The organism is Methanosarcina siciliae T4/M, assembly GCF_000970085.1.
In the GTDB taxonomy this organism is placed as follows: Archaea; Halobacteriota; Methanosarcinia; order Methanosarcinales; family Methanosarcinaceae; genus Methanosarcina; species Methanosarcina siciliae.
The window spans coordinates 2,246,975-2,264,783 of record NZ_CP009506.1; the positions used below are offsets into that span (position 1 = coordinate 2,246,975).

At 42.9% G+C, this 17,809-nt stretch carries 18 protein-coding genes and 2 pseudogenes; 7 read left to right on the top strand and 13 right to left on the bottom strand.

The genetic code is table 11. The annotated features are described in order from the left end of the window. Positions 1-156: 156 nt before the first annotated feature. Positions 157-1,212, bottom strand: coding sequence for a metal-dependent hydrolase (locus tag MSSIT_RS09535; protein WP_048171945.1), 1,056 nt, complete (start codon positions 1,210-1,212; stop codon positions 157-159). Positions 1,213-1,277: 65 nt separating this feature from the next. On the opposite strand from MSSIT_RS09535, the pseudogene MSSIT_RS21965 reads away from it, so the two are divergent. Beyond that, a pseudogene (locus MSSIT_RS21965) lies at positions 1,278-1,492 on the top strand (IS66 family transposase); the annotation flags it as partial. A 37-nt stretch (positions 1,493-1,529) separates the two neighbouring features. On the opposite strand, the gene MSSIT_RS09540 reads toward MSSIT_RS21965, so the two are convergent. Beyond that, the gene (locus MSSIT_RS09540) at positions 1,530-2,807 is read right to left on the bottom strand and encodes a hypothetical protein (protein ID WP_048171947.1); all 1,278 of its coding nucleotides are present in this window, start codon (positions 2,805-2,807) and stop codon (positions 1,530-1,532) included. Between the two features lie 492 nt (positions 2,808-3,299). Between MSSIT_RS09540 and MSSIT_RS09545 the strand changes: the two genes are divergently transcribed. Next, entirely contained in the window at positions 3,300-4,130 is an 831-nt protein-coding gene (locus tag MSSIT_RS09545; protein WP_048171950.1) for a mechanosensitive ion channel family protein, read from the top strand. Positions 4,131-4,441: 311 nt separating this feature from the next. Here the strand turns inward: MSSIT_RS09545 and MSSIT_RS09550 are convergent, their stop codons facing one another. Continuing rightward, complete coding sequence (locus MSSIT_RS09550) at positions 4,442-4,804, bottom strand: Mth938-like domain-containing protein (protein ID WP_048171951.1); 363 nt, start codon at positions 4,802-4,804, stop codon at positions 4,442-4,444. 209 nt (positions 4,805-5,013) lie between these two features. On the opposite strand from MSSIT_RS09550, the gene MSSIT_RS09555 reads away from it, so the two are divergent. After that, positions 5,014-5,745, top strand: coding sequence for an AIM24 family protein (locus MSSIT_RS09555; RefSeq protein ID WP_048171954.1), 732 nt, complete (start codon positions 5,014-5,016; stop codon positions 5,743-5,745). A gap of 135 nt (positions 5,746-5,880) precedes the next feature. On the opposite strand, the gene MSSIT_RS09560 is transcribed toward MSSIT_RS09555, so the two are convergent. Then, entirely contained in the window at positions 5,881-6,687 is an 807-nt protein-coding gene (locus MSSIT_RS09560; RefSeq protein ID WP_048171955.1) for a DUF166 domain-containing protein, read from the bottom strand. 242 nt (positions 6,688-6,929) lie between these two features. Between MSSIT_RS09560 and MSSIT_RS23135 the strand changes: the two genes are divergently transcribed. After that, positions 6,930-7,286 (top strand): hypothetical protein, encoded by a 357-nt coding sequence (locus tag MSSIT_RS23135; protein ID WP_156158832.1) that lies wholly within the window; start codon positions 6,930-6,932, stop codon positions 7,284-7,286. Here the strand turns inward: MSSIT_RS23135 and MSSIT_RS09565 are convergent. After that, a complete protein-coding gene (locus tag MSSIT_RS09565) occupies positions 7,246-7,632 on the bottom strand; it encodes a 4Fe-4S binding protein (protein ID WP_048171956.1) in 387 nt (128 codons plus the stop codon). The genes MSSIT_RS23135 and MSSIT_RS09565 overlap by 41 nt on opposite strands. Positions 7,633-7,634: 2 nt before the next feature. Beyond that, on the bottom strand, positions 7,635-9,137 hold the full coding sequence (locus MSSIT_RS09570; RefSeq protein WP_048171957.1) for an L-aspartate semialdehyde sulfurtransferase: 1,503 nt from the start codon (positions 9,135-9,137) through the stop codon (positions 7,635-7,637). 328 nt (positions 9,138-9,465) lie between these two features. Here MSSIT_RS09570 and MSSIT_RS09575 point away from each other — a divergent pair, with 328 nt between their 5' ends. After that, complete coding sequence (locus MSSIT_RS09575; RefSeq protein ID WP_048171959.1) at positions 9,466-9,921, top strand: adenylyltransferase/cytidyltransferase family protein; 456 nt, start codon at positions 9,466-9,468, stop codon at positions 9,919-9,921. An 85-nt stretch (positions 9,922-10,006) separates the two neighbouring features. Here MSSIT_RS09575 and MSSIT_RS09580 read toward each other — a convergent pair whose 3' ends face one another. The 5 genes from MSSIT_RS09580 to MSSIT_RS09600 all read right to left on the bottom strand — a co-directional run bounded on the left by MSSIT_RS09580 (position 10,007) and on the right by MSSIT_RS09600 (position 14,240). After that, the gene (locus tag MSSIT_RS09580) at positions 10,007-11,149 is read right to left on the bottom strand and encodes a pyridoxal phosphate-dependent aminotransferase (protein WP_048171961.1); all 1,143 of its coding nucleotides are present in this window, start codon (positions 11,147-11,149) and stop codon (positions 10,007-10,009) included. A gap of 55 nt (positions 11,150-11,204) precedes the next feature. Then, positions 11,205-11,609 (bottom strand): 6,7-dimethyl-8-ribityllumazine synthase, encoded by a 405-nt coding sequence (ribH, locus tag MSSIT_RS09585; protein WP_011032198.1) that lies wholly within the window; start codon positions 11,607-11,609, stop codon positions 11,205-11,207. Positions 11,610-11,649: 40 nt separating this feature from the next. Beyond that, positions 11,650-12,114: a riboflavin synthase gene (gene ribC, locus MSSIT_RS09590; protein ID WP_048171962.1), complete on the bottom strand. Its 465-nt coding sequence runs from the start codon at positions 12,112-12,114 to the stop codon at positions 11,650-11,652. A gap of 88 nt (positions 12,115-12,202) precedes the next feature. Continuing rightward, the gene (locus MSSIT_RS09595) at positions 12,203-13,354 is read right to left on the bottom strand and encodes a pyridoxal-phosphate-dependent aminotransferase family protein (protein WP_048171963.1); all 1,152 of its coding nucleotides are present in this window, start codon (positions 13,352-13,354) and stop codon (positions 12,203-12,205) included. A gap of 322 nt (positions 13,355-13,676) precedes the next feature. Further along, on the bottom strand, positions 13,677-14,240 hold the full coding sequence (locus tag MSSIT_RS09600; protein ID WP_048171967.1) for a helix-turn-helix domain-containing protein: 564 nt from the start codon (positions 14,238-14,240) through the stop codon (positions 13,677-13,679). 607 nt (positions 14,241-14,847) lie between these two features. On the opposite strand from MSSIT_RS09600, the gene MSSIT_RS09605 reads away from it, so the two are divergent. Together MSSIT_RS09605 and MSSIT_RS21970 are read left to right on the top strand one after the other, a co-directional pair. Continuing rightward, entirely contained in the window at positions 14,848-15,660 is an 813-nt protein-coding gene (locus MSSIT_RS09605; RefSeq protein ID WP_048171969.1) for a class I SAM-dependent methyltransferase, read from the top strand. A gap of 363 nt (positions 15,661-16,023) precedes the next feature. After that, a pseudogene (locus MSSIT_RS21970) lies at positions 16,024-16,428 on the top strand (IS1634 family transposase); the annotation flags it as partial. A gap of 642 nt (positions 16,429-17,070) precedes the next feature. Here MSSIT_RS21970 and MSSIT_RS09620 read toward each other — a convergent pair. Continuing rightward, positions 17,071-17,556: a hypothetical protein gene (locus tag MSSIT_RS09620; protein ID WP_048171973.1), complete on the bottom strand. Its 486-nt coding sequence runs from the start codon at positions 17,554-17,556 to the stop codon at positions 17,071-17,073. Positions 17,557-17,630: 74 nt separating this feature from the next. After that, complete coding sequence (locus MSSIT_RS24085) at positions 17,631-17,783, bottom strand: FmdB family zinc ribbon protein (protein WP_148705289.1); 153 nt, start codon at positions 17,781-17,783, stop codon at positions 17,631-17,633. Positions 17,784-17,809: the final 26 nt, after the last annotated feature.

Sequence of the window (17,809 nt, forward strand, 5' to 3'; positions counted from 1 at the left end):
GCGAAAAAGACAAAAACAAAAGATTTTAAATCTAAAACCAGTTTAAGCTGAATAAATTAGTCAGCTTCTTTTGCCACTGCAGTGGTATTTACCATTATTCCTGATCAAGTAGCTTTAAACTGATTGCTATCTGGAATAAAATCGAATACCTAAATCTCACCCAAAATAATTCTCCCCTAATTTCTCTTCCTCCTCTTCCCCCTGTACGCTTGCATACGCCTCATACTCCCCGCTCTCCGTATCAAAAACGAACCTGTAAACCGTATCAAAATACGCCCACATTTCAACATACGGGTTTCTCGCATCACTCAGCAAGACAGTTACCGAACCGTTTTCTTCCGAGACGCTGTAGACAGGATAATCGATTTCCTGAGGGACGGCTGTGCTGTAGAGTTTTTCGGCTCTTTCGGCGTAGGCAGCAGCATCGGGGACGTCGCCGGTCACGTTTATTTTTTCGATATAATCGCTTCTTTCGATCCCTGCCCAGTAGCTGACTTCCAGAATCTTGTAGTGGGTGGCGTTATAGGAATATGCGGTAAGGAACTTTCCGGGTGAGGAAGGGTAAGTTTCCTGGTAGCTGATTTTTGCCCCCTCGGTGTCGGAAATATGTTTCACGAGAAATATTTTTGCAACCGGCAGGACTGTGATCCAGACCAGGAGCACGACCAGAAGCGTTGTATAGAATTTGCTCCGGTTTTCGGTGACAAAGGTACAGAAGTTGTTGAACCTCCCGTTCCATCTGCCATTTCTTTTCATATGTCCGACAAGTACGATAAAGACGGGCACCAGGGGAAGAAGGTTTGCCAGGGGGTCGAAAAAGTAGACGGCTCCCATGATTGATGTCTCGGTGCTGAACGGGTAGAGGGGGCGCATTTTCCAGCTGGTGGCATAATCAAGGTAGCTGTGGAGGAAAATAGCTGCAAACCCGGCGGCGGTGAACCTGCGGTCTTTTGTTATAAGCCAGATTAAAAGTGTAACCAGAGCAATGAAAAGGATGGAATGCATGAACTCCCTGTGGCCCAGCAGGTAAAAAAGCTGGTTTCGGGTTTCATGGCTTACGCTGTCGCTGACAAGGGCAAAGAGGATGTACGGGATGAAGTCCAGGTCAGGCAGAATTGCCAGAAATGCCAGAATTTCTCGTTTTCTTCCTTTATATCCGAGAGCCAGAGCGATCAGAAGGCCGACTCCGAGGTGGGAGAGTGTGTTTACCATTTATTTTATCCCTTTATTATGGGTGAACTTTCAAAATATATATCTTTAATTGATGCGAGGAAGCTTTGAAAAATTTGAAAGTTCCGTTTGAGAATGATCAAGCAGAAAGAGATATCAGGATGATGAAACTGCAGCAGAAAATATAAGGAACTTTTAGAAAACACAAGGAGTGCAAACTTTCTGCAGGATTAGAGCGTAGATTTCTACAATTAGAAAGAACGGGTTGCCCGTTTTAAAGGCTATTATAGCGACGCTTAAGGGAACGCCGTTTGTACCCTGAACAGTTACAGGAAAAGAAGAAAACAAAAAGACTAAACTCAGGGCAGGAGTTGAATTTTTACGCTACTGTCAATTACGGCTACATTTGCCTGAATTTCTGCTTCCTTGTTTTTTAGTTCTCCTTTGAAAACAGTTAATTTCTTTTCGGAACTCTCAAGTTCTTCTTCAAGCAGGCGGGTTCTAGCCAGTAGTTCTGCTTCCTTGTGTTCGAGTTCGGTAAGTTTTCCGGTATCTGAGCCTGCAAATTCGGCTTTTTTTGCTTCAAGTGCTTTCCGGGCTTCGATGTATTCTTTTTTCTTCTCTTCAAAGCCTGACATTGCGGCTTTGACTTGCGCAAGGGTTTTTTCTTTTTTCTGGGTCTGTATGTCAAGGGCAGGGTCTTCAAAGACCTTCTGGAGCTCCGGGAAGAAAGAAAGGTCAAGGTTAGCAGGGGCTTCAAGGCAGAGGTCAAGTTGCTGTTTTACATCTGGTTTTAATGTGTATCGACCGCTTTCATGGAGTTTTTTTATCTTTGAGAGGTTTCCCGAAAAGGGGAGGATAAGGGAGTTCAGACCTGTTTCGGCTTTTTTGAGCCGGCCACTGGCTGTGTCCAGCTCTTCCTGAAGGCGCTGAAGGTTTTGCCAGGCTTCTCCTTTCTTGAAATCTTCGAGAGCCTGATCGGTTTTGGCAATTTCATTTTTCATAGCCTGGATTTTCCGGGTTTTTGCTTCAAGTTCCAGATTTTCGGCCTTTATTGAAGCAGATAAGCGCTGAATTTCTTTTATGCCTGCAGAACTTGATTCAAGAGCGTCCATTTCTCTCTTGTGCCCCTGGATCGTTCCTTTGAGCTTATTAAGAATCTGGCCTGTCTCTCCAAGGCTTTCGGTAAGATCCTTTGATTCATGGGGAAAGACGGTTTTTGTGTACCGGAAACTCTGGCTCATGTGTTCAAGGCAGGTGTTCAGGTTCTGCACAGCTGTTTCTTGATATTCCTTAAGAGCCCTGAAATCCCTGCTCTCAAGAACTCCTAATTTGTCCAGAAATACTCCGACCTGTTTTGTCACATTTTCCCTGTTGCTCTTCGCTCGTTTTACAGCCCTTACGTCAAAATTTCCCTCAACTTTTGCTTCCTGGAGCCTTACACTGCTCTCTTTAAGCTCGGAAATAGCAGCTTCAAGCTCTTTGAATATGCCTGAGACATCCTTTTCTATATCGGAAGATATTTTTTGAGAACTCTCTTCCAGCCATGCGGGCAGTTCCTCAAAACCGACTTCACTGGGAGCGGTTTTCTCACCGGAGCTTTCCTGTTTTCCTAAGAGCTTTTTGATCCACTTCAATTTATAACTTCCTGAATTTGTTGAGGTGTATATCGGGCAAGTAAATCTACGGTAAATGGTCAGTAAAGAATTTTCGGTAAAGGGTTAGTGGCCAATAAATTTACAGATTAACAATCTTATTTTGAGTCTAACCCTTCAGTTTAACGCTTAAAAGCATTAATAATCTAATATGATAAATAATTTAGTAAAGTCAGTCCTTTGATGTGTTTTTCAAGGCATAGTTCCTTTAGTTCCCGTATATGTTAAAGTTTGTTCTATGTAACTCTCTTCCTGAGTGTGAAGGTTTTTCCTGAGTGAGAAGACATGTCAGAAAGCTATCTTCGATAAGTTACTTATAAAATCAATTAAACATATTTTGTGCTGAATTCAATTCTAATGGTATAACCCCGGGTTATCAATCCCGGCTAACATCATAAAATATGTCCTACTATCAGGATGAAAAGCTTTTTTGATTTTTTGTGTATCAGGGATAAAAATCGAGGGAGATTAAAAATGGATAACGTAATAAGCAATGGAATAATGGGACAGGTAATCCCGTATACTGACGTAACAGTATCAAGGCTGATTTTTGCAGTAATAATACTGATTGCAGGCTTTATTTCGGTGAAAATTCTTGTTTATATTTTCAGAAGAGGGATGCAGAAAACAAAACTACCTGAGCTTACGATTCAGTTTCTGGCAAATTTTCTGAGCATCCTCCTGTATGTGATAGTTTTCCTGATCTTTTTGAAGAGCCTGAATTTTGACGTGGATAGTTTTGTAGTGGGCCTATCTGCGATAATAGGCCTGGTACTGGGCCTCGGGATGCAGGATACCTTTACCAATATAACAGCCGGGATATGGGTTGCGGCAATCAGGCCTGTCGATACGGGAGAGGTGGTGACCGTAAACGGACAGACCGGAAAAATAAAATCCGTAAGTATTATGTCAACTGAACTCCTGACTCCCGACAACCAGCTTATAACAATTCCGAATAAACTCGTCTGGGGAAGTTCTATTGTTAATATGACGCGAATGCCTACAAGAAGGGTTTCTGTTGATGTGGGTATAAGCTACTCTTCGGATCTTGAAAAAGCTATCCGGTTCGCTCTTGAACTTACGAAAGGACATCCTCTTGTCCTGCCTGACCCCGAACCTGCGGTTGTCACTACCGAACTTGCCAGTTCTTCCGTAAACTTGCAGGTCAGGGCCTGGACTAACACAGATGATTTTTGGGGTGTAAAGAATGACCTGACGGCAGGGATCTTTGAAGCTTACAGAAGAGAAGGAATTGAAATCCCCTTCCCGCAGATGGACGTACATATGAAGGAAACGAAGGAATGAAGGAATAAAGGGAAACAAAAGAATGATCGGAATAAAGAAAGCAAAGAAATGAAGGAAAAAAGAGAAACAAAGGAATAAAGGAAAATCGCCTTAGAAACATGCCGTAGAAAAATGCCGCAGAAAAATGCTAAGGAAAGAATTCTGCGGAAAAACACAACTATACGAATTAATTATAGGGCAGGGCTGTTTCAGCAAAAATAAGACAGCACTGCCTCGTTAATATACAGTATCTATTTTGTCTGTTAAGCCCGTAATTATGTGTTAACTATCTGTCTATGTGTTAACTATCTATCTGTGATCTTTTTTATCCCTTAGCAGGTTACATGGAACATTGCAGAGACCCTGCCTTCAATTTCATTCCAGCGTTCAATTGCCCAGGGAGTAGGGAAAAGTTCGATCCCGCATTTCTTTCCCATGAAAAAGTCTTCAGCTTCTTCCGAAAGTTCCACAAAACCTGTCTGCCCTGTCCCTATGATGATTTTTTCAATTCCTTCCTCATAGATCTGTTCGGCTTCTTCAAGAGAGATTTTATGAGAAGTCCCATACTTTCCTTTTGAAAGCATTTTCTCTCGTTTTTCAACCCTGCCGTCAAGACGGATGAGAATATCGTATTCAAATGTCTCTCCTTCTACAGTAATCAAACCAAAACTTGTGGAATCAATCTTTGGTTTCATGGTTACCTCCTGGACTTTAATCTGAAAAAGAGATTTTATCTTTTACAATTGTTAGGCATGCTTCATATAAATAACAGGAAGTTTTCTCTGGATAATAATCTCTTACCAACACTATTGAAAAGAATATAGAAATACTTATTTATATTTATTATAACTTATTAATCATCGGAGAATATTAAAAACACAAGGATGGCCAGAGGTAAAAAACGATGGGATACCATTCTTTAGAAGATTTTATCCGAAGGACTGGAGAAAGAGCCCCGGGGCCGGAAACTTTTGAACTGGAAAGAGAGCAGCTGCTGAAGGTGCATCTCAATGGCGTGGTCTGGATCAGAATGGGATCTATGACGGCATACAGAGGGGATATAAGGTTTACTCGTGAAGATTCCCTCGAATACGGGCCTGGGAAACTCGTGAAAATATCTCTGGCAGGAGAAGGGTTCAGCTTTACAAAAGCAGAAGGAAGAGGAAAACTCTACCTTGCGGACAGGGGCAAGAAGGTTTCGCTTCTGAAGCTTGAAAACGACTCAATCTGCGTGAACTGTAACGACATCCTGGCTATTGAAGACCCCCTCAACTGGGATATCAGGATGATGAGAAAATTCTCAGGGGTGATGGATAACGAGATTTACAACGTGAAACTCGAAGGAACAGGCATAGTTGCCATCACCACCCACCAGGACCCTTTGACTTTCAGGGTAACTAAGGAATATCCGTTCTTCACTTCTCCGAATGCTACGGTTGCCTGGTCAGGGAACCTCGAGCCGGAGATAAAAACCGACATTTCCCTGAAAACTTTAATTGGAAAAAACAGTGGAGAATCCGTCCAGATGGTTTTCCGAGGGGAAGGCTTTGTAGTGATCCAGCCCTGTGAACCCTGTGAAGAGGTTTATCCCCAGAAGCAACCTGAAAATAAGGTTTCAAACGTATACATCAGCTAAATGTCAATATTTCAAAAGTAAACATTTAAATTAAACCAACTCTGGTCCTTTACTTCTGAAAGTAAAGAATGGCACGAAAAAATTGTGCCTTCATATACACCTTTATATACATTTTAAATCTCAGAAGCTTGAATCTCAGGAGCCAGTAGCTTGAGCTTCATTACCATAGCTTGCCGAAATTCTGGATTTTTCCTTTTTCTCGCACTCCATTCCTTCTTCCACAGCTTCCCTGATGATATATCCGGCTTTGTGCAGGATCGTATCTCCTATCTGAGGATCTTTATCCATGCTTCCGGTACAGGGGTAAGAGTGGTGGGAACCTGAAATGCTTTCTTTATATCCCGAAACGTCGGTCCAGCCGAGCTTTTTTGCGACAAACCAGGTTGAGCCACAGGGTGCATCTCTAAGGACGCCTGCGCCTATGAACATCTTTCCGTCAGGGCTCATTTCTATTCTGAGCACCGGTTTTCCGAAACCAAGGTCTACGAAAGCATCTATAGCTGGCTTTCCGGTCTTTTCCAGGGCACAGAAGGGTTTTGGGGCCTCAAATTCGACACCCATGGCTTCAAGTTCTTTTCTGAGCTGCTCAAGGACGCCGGCAGGAGTCTTCTTCGAGTCTTCAGCGGGGGCGATTACTGCTTTTGCCCCTGTTTTTTGTATGACTTCAGGAAGGGCTATGAGGAGGTCGGGATGGATCCCTATGGCAAGTATAAGGTCACATTCCGGAAGTTTCGGAGGCAGGAACTGGGCAGGCTCTTCGATAAACGCAGGCAGGTCTTCCGGGAATTCGTGGATCCCAACAAGCAGGTTTGCATAGGATTTCCTTACCTGACGGCAGTGGTTGCAGAGTTCACCGCATGACACGCAGAAAGTTGACGGATTTATCAAATTCTGGATAACTTTTTTTCCGAGTTCACCCGTATAAAGTACAAGGATTCTCATATTTTTGCTCCCCCTTTTTCAAGGATTCCAAAGTCATTATGCAAATCCATTTTCTTTGTCTTCAATGATTCTCCTACCAGTTTTTTCTCTCAAAATGTAAAAAATCCTGAACGCAGGTGACTTTCACATGTTATCTTCTTACATCTTCTTACTATACTTTATTATTATTTGTTTCAATCTATAAATAATGGGAGTTTCAGAATGGATATCAGTATCCACAACTATACTCCTTTACGGTTTTTGTGGTTAAGTACGGATTCTCCTGGCTAAGAGGCTTTTTTTCCAATGTATTGTTTCTCTTCATTGGGGGCCTCTTAGTAGATTACTTTTTATCTTGCTGGCTGGCCGGTTCAGACCCGGTGCGGCGCAGGGAGAGAGAACTGAAAGCTTCTACCTCTGCGTGCCGAAGCAAGTCAATAATTAATCCGATAAATCAAAACTGTGAAAGAGTGATATCTGCGGCAAAAAGGGAAAAGAAAGGAAAAGAAAGAAAAAGAAGAGGAAAAAGGAAGAAAAAGAAGAGGAAAAAGGAAGAAAAAACTGAGTTTCGGTTTTCTTTCATTCCCCTAGTTTTAAAGCGCCGTGCGGGCACATTTTGATACACATGCCGCACTGGATACATTTCTTTTCGTCCACGCATAAGCTCCAGGTCTCATCAAAGGAGTAAACATTCATCGGACAGACCGAGATACAGGCTCCGCATTCCACGCATTCTTCTTCGTCCCTGTGAATGGGGCGGTCCAGAATTGCAACTAATGCTCCCCTGGATTCGAGAGCTTTTTTAATTCGGGCGAACCTGGAATCCTTTACATCCGCAATCAGTTCGCCGTAAGTTGAGTCGATATTTGCGACCATGATATTAAGCAGGATTCCGGTTTCGACAATCGTCTCGGAGATGATGGGATTTTGAATCCTTTCCGTAGGGATGCAGATCTTTATTTTCATGCTCAGTACCTCCTTGCGAGAAGCTTGCTTATATTGTCGCTCGTGATTATTCCGAGTACTTTCCTCTGTGTATCGATTACAGGCATTGCCGAAACACCATAGCGGTCAAGCCTGCGAGCTGCAAGGTCCACGGGTTCGTTCGGGGCGCAGGTAAGGACTTTTTTCGTCATGACGCTTTCTACGGAATCAAATATGTTTTCGGCAACAGCTTTTGAGATGTCCCAGGCTGTCAGAATTCCAACCAGTTCCCCTGTATCCGAAACCACAGCAAGGTGGTTAAAGGAGTTCTCCCAGATCTTCTTTGCAGCGTCCTGAACCGTCTGGTCCTTTTTGATGGTAACAATAAAGTCGGCCATGACGTCTTTTACGAGAGGGACCGGTTGAGTTTGTTTCATAGATTTTGCCGAACCCTCGTGGGAAAGTCTTTCCACGGGAATGCTGACAAAGAATTTTCCGTGCTTAACCCATTCCTTTAGTTCATTTGCAATCTTTCTGGCGTTCTTGAAGCTTGAGAGGGATGAGGTAGGTGTGTTCTTCCCTTCAAGCTCCACTGAGCCTGATCTGAGTTCGGCATAGTTTACCTGCTTTATCACAGGCTTATCCCTGCTGCCGACGGCATAATCAAGAATGTCGGTAAAGATATCTTCGTCACGCACCGCAGTTGAGGCTGCGATTTTTTCATTCAGAATAGGTATGGGGATCCCGATTCCCATATAAAGGGTTGTCCCGTAGCCTGCAAAAGAAGCAGCCCTTATATAATCGGAGCTCATTTCTTTCAGGTTTCCTTTAAGCATAAGGGTCCCAAAACTGCTTGAGGGAGAGTGCTGGGTCCCATTGCCTATGATATAGCCCTGAGCCCCTCCCATGAAAATCCTTGTGCCCATCCCGATAGTTTCGTAGGTAGGGTCATTTGAGAGGGGAGAAAGCACTCCGGCTCCCGAGTAAGTTACGTTTCCGAAGTTGGGCAGCAGCTCTCCCATATAGGTGTTAAGAATCCTTTTTGAACTGTTTGTTGCAGCGGCATATTTCTGGTAAGCATTTCTGGGGTTGAGAAGGACTGCCTCGTTTAAGTCGTCAAGGGTGATTCTCGTATCAAGAACTTTTCTGGGGTAGCAGTCTGTCCCATATGATGTTGCATGCACGTCGATTTCTTTTCTTCTCAGCAGGTCTTCAATAACGTGCGCCCCACCATATTGTATTCCCCTTGTATCCGAGATCTGGGCAGCCCCGAGGTAAGCATCCACAGCAGCAAGTCCGCTATATGCCTCAACGTTGTTAAACCAGAGTTTCTGGATCTTTATCGGGGGTTCTGAATGTCCGAGATTAAGCATCAAACCTGAAGAGCACATGGCTCCGAACGTGCCTGTAGTGACCACATCAACCTCTCTTGCAGCACCTTCCACGCCAAGGCTTTCAACAATTCCGACCATTTCCTCGGCTGTGACTACATTGACGCTTCCATCTTCAATTTTTTTATTGATCTCATGAACCGATTTTTCAACCATGCGGTTTTCCTCTTATTATAAATTAATCTAAATGGTAATTTTTGTCAGAATTATAAATTACTTGTGTTAATCTCAAAGGTAACAGCTCTTCCGGAAAAGGTTAAAATTTCCTTTTTTCATCCTTTCTTTTAAGACTGCAGCTGTCAGCTTGCTAATTCTATACAATATAGTTATATTTTCGATAGATATATATTACTTACGGTAATTCAAAGTGTGTCTCTGCAAGGGCTATCCCCTGAAATAACAATAATCGTTCACATCATATACAGGTTGAATAATATGGAATCTTTGAAGGCAGGGGGAAGGGACTATTTTCAGTAAGTTTCTTATGCTTGCAGGATGTTACCCGAGACCAGGTGATTTGTTGACGCGTGTACTTGCTACCGGAACTTTTGACATACTCCATCCGGGACATGTTTATTTCCTGAGCCAGGCGCGAGCTCTTGGAGATGAGCTCTTCGTTATTATTGCCAGGGATTCCAATGTAACTCATAAGCCAAAACCTATAATTCCCGAGGAGCAGCGGCTTGAGATGGTAGATGCCCTCCGGACGGTAGACAAAGCCATTCTTGGTAGTGAAAAAGATATTTTCGAACCCCTGAAAGAGATTAGGCCGGATATCATCGCCCTGGGGTATGATCAGCATTTTGAAATTGAGCTTCTGGAAAAAGAACTTACTAAAAGAGGGCTCCCTGCAAAAGTAGTCAGGATTCCACTTTCAAAAGAGTGCCCCCTCTGCAGTACGGGGGCAATAATAAAAGAGGTCCTTAAACGGTATGGGTAAATTTACCCATACCGCCTTTAATAAAAACACTTTTCTGGCCTGTATTTTTCGTTCCTCTTTTTTAAAAAGTTCCCAGAATCGTGTTTCATGCAAATATCTTTTCAAGCCTTTCAAGCGCTTCCCGGATTCTGTCAATGGATGTTGCATAAGAAATCCTGATAAAGTCCTCGCCTGAAGCTCCGAATGCAATTCCCGGAGTCACTGCCACATGAGCTTCCTTCAGGAGCCTTTCAGCAACCTCGGTCCCGTTTCCATACTCGCTCACATTGGCAAAGGCATAGAAGGCTCCGTCCGGTTTCTTGCACTCAATCCCTATTTTGTTCAGCCCGTCGATAAGGATATCCCTGCGCATTTTAAAGCGGTCAACCATTGCTTTGACGCCGTCCTGGGGACCCTGCAGGGCTTCAAGTCCGCCGTATTGAACAAAGGTTGTGGCGCTGCTTACCGAGTGGGACTGGATCTTCTGCAGAAGTTTAAAGATCTCAGGGGGAGCGGTAAGGTATCCGAGTCTCCAGCCGGTCATTGCGTATGCCTTGGAAAAACCGTTTACAGTGATGGTTCTATCCTGCATTCCGTCAAAACTGCCGATACTGATATGTTCCCGGTCATAGATGATTTTCTCATATATTTCATCTGAGACTACCAGCATGTCGTGGTCAATTGCAAGATCGGCAATGCACTGGAGAGTCTTTTTCCCGAATACTCCGCCTGTCGGGTTGCCCGGGCTGTTTACAACAATGAGCTTTGTCTTGTCATTTATGTACTCGGCGAAATTATCCGGCAAAAAGCCTTTTTCAGGGACTGTAGGCACCCAGACCGTATCTGCTCCTGAAAAACGTATGCAGGCATCATATGTTACCCAGGCAGGGTCAAAGAGGAGAGCCTGATCCCCGTCGTCAAGGGCACCCATCATTATTTCGAAAATCGCCTGTTTTGCCCCTGGGGTGACCAGCACGTCTTTTTCGGTCACTTCAAGATAGTTTTCCGTCTTCAATTTTTCGGCAATAGCTGCCCTCAGCTCCGGAATGCCTGCAGAAGGAGCGTAATGGGTTTTTCCCTCGTACATAGCCTTTGCTGCAGCATCGCAGATGTTTTTAGGGGTATCGAAATCAGGTTCACCAAGGCTGAAATTGATTACGTCTGCACCCTCTTTTATCATTCTGGTTGCGATATTGGAGATCCGGATCGTTGCGGATTCTTCTACACGCTTGAGCCTTGCGGATGTCATAGGGATGGTCCTGGTTTGTTACATTTTTGCTAGCTTATCGAAGCGTCAAGGAACTTCACAGCCGCCGCACCAGCTTTACTGCAGCTTCCACTGCCCTTTTAGCATAGTCAACACGTTCATGAGCAGCCATCCTGGTCATGCCCGGACCCGGAATTCCGAGAGTTACCGGCTTGTTAAACTCAAGGGAAAGGTCCATGATTTTCCTTGCGGCATGCTGCATAACCACCTGATCATGGTCGGTCTCACCTTCGATTACCGACCCTATAGTCACCACTGCATCAATATCCTCCCTCTGGCAGAGCTTCTTGATTGCAAGGGGCATGTCAAAGACCCCGGGCACGAGAATGGTCTCTTTAACTGTTGCCCCCAGGAATTCTGCATGTTCTCTTCCAAGCAGCTCCATCTGGTAGGTCAGATCCCTGTTAAATTCAGCTACAACAAATCCTAGGCTGATAGTCATTTAGTAAGGTCTCCAGTCTTGTTTTTAACTTAAAGTCGCTTCACATTCTCAAAGGACCAGCGTCCTCAAAACCCTGCCTCTGGCCGGTACCGGCTTCCCTTACCAGTTTTTCCGGCTTGAAGAGCAGTTTTATCACGTTTAAAGCATGTTCCCGGGTCCTTCTGTCCATGAGAAGAGAAAGTTCTTTTTCGTCTTTTCCTTCATCCTCGTGGACAAAGACCTCTATAATATGAGTGTTGGTCATGAGCTGGGCCATTATAAGACCCTGAGAAGCTTCATGAGCGCACATTTTGTCTTTTTGCTGGGCACCGGGCATTCCAAGGGCCATTACGATATCGCAGCCTTCTTCTTCAATAAGCTTTTTGGCAGCTACAGGAAGGTCTTTTATCCCGGGCACTGTTACCCTTTTAATCTGTACGGATACGTTTTTCTGTATCTCGTCGATTGCTGCACGCCCCATATTATAGCGCGCAAACGTGGTATCTGCAATTCCTATTGTGGGCATGTGAATCCGATCGGAATTTAAATATCAATGTTCTCTGGTTTTCCTGAACTATTTATATACTTTGGTTTTGGAGGATTTTTTTATCCTCTTATACCCTGTCAATAACGCGCATTGCAGCTTCCGTACCTGCTCCTACGCAGTCAATGTAACCTCGCTTGCTCAGCACGATTTCCAGCTGCTGGATGGTGGAGAGGACATCTCTTGCAGTTACATTCCCCATGTTTCCGATCCTGAAAATCTTGCCCTTAAGGCGTTCCTGCCCTCCGGCTATAATTACACCCCGCTTCTTCATATCGTTTTTAATGTCTTCCCCATCAATCCCTGCAGGGGCTTTCATTGCAGTGACGGTGTTGGAGTACTTGCTATATTCGTTAAGCTGAGGGAACATCTCTATGTTCATTGCGCCGACCGCTACCCTTACCGCTTCGGAGAGAGACCTGTGCCTTTTGATCCTTGCTTCCATGCCTTCTTCCTTTACGATGTGAAGGGCTTCCTGCATGGCATAGAACAGAGGAATTGCAGGGGTGTATGGTGTTTCAGGTTTGGGTTTGTCTCCGCTCTTTTTATATGCTTTAAGGTCATTATAGTATGGCCTTTTCTTCATGGCGTTTATTGCCTCAAAGGCTTTTTCGCTTACGGAAACAGCTGACATCCCGGGTGGAGCTGCAATGCACTTCTGCGATCCCACGATTGCAATGTCAATGCCCCATTCATCGACTTTGACTTCATCTCCTCCGAGGGAGGTTACGCCGTCCATAATAAAAATAGCATCGTGCTTTTTTGCAAGTTTGCCGATTTCTACAGCAGGGTTAAGGATACCTGCAGAGGTTTCGTTGTGGACAAGGGTGATGGCTTTTGCCCCTTCTTCGAGCTTCTCCTTGACCATTTCAAGGTCAACTGGAAGTCCCCATTCAAACTCCAGGGGTACCACGTCAGCATAAATAGCTGCAAGGTCTTTGAAACGCTGTCCGAACTTCCCATTTTCTATGGCGATAACTTTGTCCCCACTTCCGGCCACAGACCCGACTGCGGCTTCCATCCCGGCAGTCCCGGAGCCGCTGAGTAAAAAGATGTCATTCTTTGTCTGAAACACGTCAGCAAGAATCTGCCTGCAATCGGTATAAATTCCTGCAAATTCAGCACTCCGGTGGTTAATCATCGGTTTTGACATCACCCTAAGGACTCTGGGTGTAACAGGTACGGGTCCAGGCATCATGAGAAGGGCATCTTCCATATCCATCTTATTGTTCTCCACATTTTTTCAAAGATTCAATCGCTTTTTAGTTTTGACTGTTAAGGAAATTTATGTAACCTCTATAATCTTCAGTCATGTAGTCCTGATAATCCAGGGTTATATTTTTACGAACACAGCGTACTATAAGGGCTACGCATCAGCTCACGCCGGATGTATTTTCGATCGCATTTGCCATGTTTCTTTGGTCATTTCAGACAGATTAAGCACCGAATTTAATTAAGGATTCAGGTTTAAATGAATCCTAGTATATAATTCATGTGCTTTCCATGTTCGATCTCAGATCCGAGATTAAGGAAAATGGCTCAAATTATTGTCCCTGAAGGAGTTTCATCACGTCATGTTTTGTTACAACGCCCACTACTGCTCCTTTTTCTACTACAAGTACGGCCGGGTTTCCTTCCAGGATGTGGGAAACTACTGAGATCGATATTCTTGGCGATACTGTCGGAAAAGATTCTCCCATTATTCCTGAAATTTTCAACTGAGATATTGATTTTTTCTTACTCTCACTCATCAGTTTCACGATCATATCTTCCGAAATACTTCCAACCGGAATGCCCCTGTCAAGAACGGGGATCTGTGAAAAACCATGAATATGCATAAGGTTTACCACTTCTTCTACCGAGTCTTCGGGGGAAACATGAAGAACAGGGGAATGCATCAGGTCTTTTATGATGATCTGCTGCTCCTTTTCAGCTTCCTCAAAAGCATCAAGGATTTTCCTGACTGTTGAAAGCCTGGGGTCTACGTCTCCAGATTCTATACGGGCTATAAGGGGCTGGCTTACACCTGCCCTTTTAGCCAGGTCGCTCTGGGTAAGCCCGAGTTCATTCCTTCTTTTTTTAAGATTTTCGGGTGTTGGAAGCTGCATATATATTACCGATAGTAATTATGGTATTTAATGTAATTGGTTAACATAATTTAAGGAGTTGTATATAAATGATTTTCGAAGTTGTTTGCCTTTTTTATGAAAAATCTTTAGAAGGAGGTTATCAATAAATAATTAAATTTTAAAATGTCCGGGTTTAAGAAAAAAAGTTAAAAACAGTTGTAAAAAATTAAACTTTTGTGATGAAAAAGAGAACTGAAAAAGGCATTTTAGACCTTAAAAACTGGGTTATCTCAGAGAAATGTGATGTTTTTGCATGTTAATCAACACTGTTTAATCCTTATAAAGAATATTGATGACAGATCAACATCTTAGAAACAGAAATTTTCCGGCACGCCTATACAAACCATACCCGTGAAATGAAAATTTTAATGTCCTCTCCAGGTGTTGGTGTCCAATATAATCAGAAATTTTGAACGAGGGTCCGGAGTGCGAAATCAGAGATAATTTCATACCAAATAAGAAATATTTATAAATTTTGACTCAGTTAGTAAGAATCAAAAAAATTAATTTCAGATTTCAGTTTGAAAAATAAGGTTCTTTGTTTTTCTCCGCTGAAATGTCTTAAGATTCCAGAAGGCGACCGAAAATGAGTGAAATTGACTGGGACTCTCCCGAGGGTGCTGAAAGGTATGACCGGAACTGCGATCACCAGTTCCAGAAAGGACAGATACTGGTAGAAATGATGGGAATAAAAAAAGGGGATTTCGTGCTCGATGTAGGCTGCGGGACCGGGCGGCAGGCTTTGAACGTCGCTGGAATTCTCGGACCGACTGGCCAGCTCACAGGAATCGATCCTTCCTCATATCGCATTAAGCTTGCTCGAAAAAAAGTTGTGGAAGGTTCCCCCGGAAATGTCCGTTTTCTGGTAGGGCAGGCCGAGGACCTCAGAGTCGTGCCGGACAACTCGATAAACCATGCGTATTTTTGCTCCTCATTCCACTGGGTTGACGACAAGAAAACCGCCCTTAAAGAAATATATCGGGTACTCCGTCCAGGGGGCAGGGTTGGCATGACAACACTTGATAGGGACAGCCCTAACACAATGAGGGCACTTGTAGATCCCATTCTTGCAAAATATAACATTGAAAAGCGCCACGAATGGCACAGGGGCATGAGAAAAGTAACCGCACCGGAACTCCACGATCTGCTTTCAGGCGCCGGCTTTACCGGTATCTCAATCGAACCAAAGGCTGTCCAGTTGAAGTATAATTCTCCGGAAGAGTTTTTGCAGCACCTGGAAGAGAAAGACAGTCCGGATGGAGTATTGAAAGACATTCCCGAAGAGATCAGAGAAAATATCAGACAGGAGATTACTGAAGGATTCAGAAAAGCCCAGACTCCGGAAGGCACTGGTTTTGGAAATATTACGCTTTTTGCAATTGCAACAAAAGCTAACTAAGGGATGTGGATGGATGTAAAATCAATAAAGGGATATTTTCAAGGTTTTCAGGTTTAGCAAAATCCATTTTTGCTCCCACTTTCAGGAAACAAGTGAATTGATATATAAATATATCATAATGAATAAAATTAAAACAAAATTTAACGTAAACGCCGGAAATGGCATTAAACACCTGAATGCCATAAGCCAGGCTTGAGCGAATCAGCAGGTTGATGAAGCTTATGATAAAATCGGGTGGTTCTTTTTATTATAAGGGAGAACGCTGTACTGTCGGGGCAGTCATCTTGCTCAAGGGCCTGCCTTACATCCTGACATTGACAGTTACCTAAAAATAAGTGCTCTTTTTTTGTGTAATTCGGTCAAATGAACATCACAAAACAGAGAGCCTTCCCTACAATTCCTAACAAGGATATATGTCTTCCTATTGGAGCAACACTGGCTGTTCAATACTTTTTTGAAAAGCTCAATTTTTCCGCCATTTTTGGTAAGTATAAAAGTAAAGGCCATGACATCAATAGTTTATTGATCGGATTGTTGAGCTATAAGCTCACTGAGAATTTCAGTATCAAGGAAGCAAGTAACTGGATGAATCAAGGCGAAGCTATTGGTATCACAGTGAACAAAGGAAATGTTCTTGACTTACAACACTTTCCTGATACATATAACCAGGTGAAGAGTAAACTTAAAAAAGGTTCTCTTATTGTTTTTGATAAGGGAGCTAATACCAAAGACAATATTGAGCTTATAGAAGGAGATGAGCTGAGGTATTCATATCGTTGATGAGATATGAGTTTGAGGAAGTAAAACACAGATCCACAAAATTCATCAAAAAAAGCCTGTCGAATTTGACACTTACAGTCAATTTCTTGAAAAATGGGGTCAAAAAGTATATTTTCGCTAATTTTGACAAGATCAATAGCCTGATTGTAGCAAGAATGGGTGAAATTTGGTAGAATTTATAATAACATTTTTTATATTGATATTATATATCAAACTCATTTGGCTTAAAATCAAGGAGATTATTCTCTGAGAATTAGTGGATACTATCGAAATTGTAGATACAATTTAATATTTTATACAGATTTCTATGTTAGTTATGAATTTTCATTTCTTCAAATGAGAGTGCATCTCAGAAAGGCGTTTTTTGTAACTTTGCACTGTTTTAGTTCTCGAAATTTGTCAAATTTAGGGTATATGAGCGATTAGCAGGGACAACTTATTATTAGAAGTTATTCAGTTATTATGCAGTCACTTTTATTCAGAAATAATAGAATCAGAAATAATAAAATCAGAAATAATAAAATCAGAAATAATAAAATCAGAAATAATAAAATCAGAAATAATAAAATCAGAAATAATAAAATCAGAAATAATAAAATCAGGGATAATAGAATTAAAGAGATGTGCCGGTCAGATATCAAAGTTAACCTTTAATACCGCGCAAGGTGGCAGATTTTTGATTTGTACGCCATCCGGAGTTCCTGTTAACTCCACTCTATCAAATTCATTTGAACCGCAGAGCACGTCCTGATTCGGGTGAGTGCCTGGTGTGATGTTGCAGTTCAGCACGGTTTTCTTACCGGCCGACACTACGATTGGAAGCCTTGCTGAGGCAGGATGGTCCTTTGGAAGGACTATTAATGGGGACCTGATTTCCCGAATCATGAAGAGAACGCATTTAAGCCCTTTCTCCGTTTTTTCATCAACCGAAAACGCAGAAGCAACAATAAGGTCGTGAGGTTCGAGTCCGAGTACGATCTCTTCATTTTCAGTTTCCAGAAAGTACTGCCCATACGGCCCTGCTTTCACAATAGCCACTATTCCTGCAGTGCCGCGCAGGAAAAGCATTTCACTTTCCATCAGTGATATTTCGTTGGTAGTATTCGATTTATTCATGCTACAGATAAGTATCTAAAAATCCTATTCTTTCAGCAGTTGATCGGTTTCTGCTACATCAGAATTCTGCTACATCAGGTTTCTGATACATTTGAAGACTGACAGGCAGGGCACTTTACATTTTTCCCGATACCTTTGAATTTATTCCCACAGTCCTTGCATACATACTCTTTAACCGGCAGTTTTCCTTCCATATTGAAATCAAACGGGTCTCCGACGCTGCACATTCTTATTACCTCATGGTTTTGTCAGG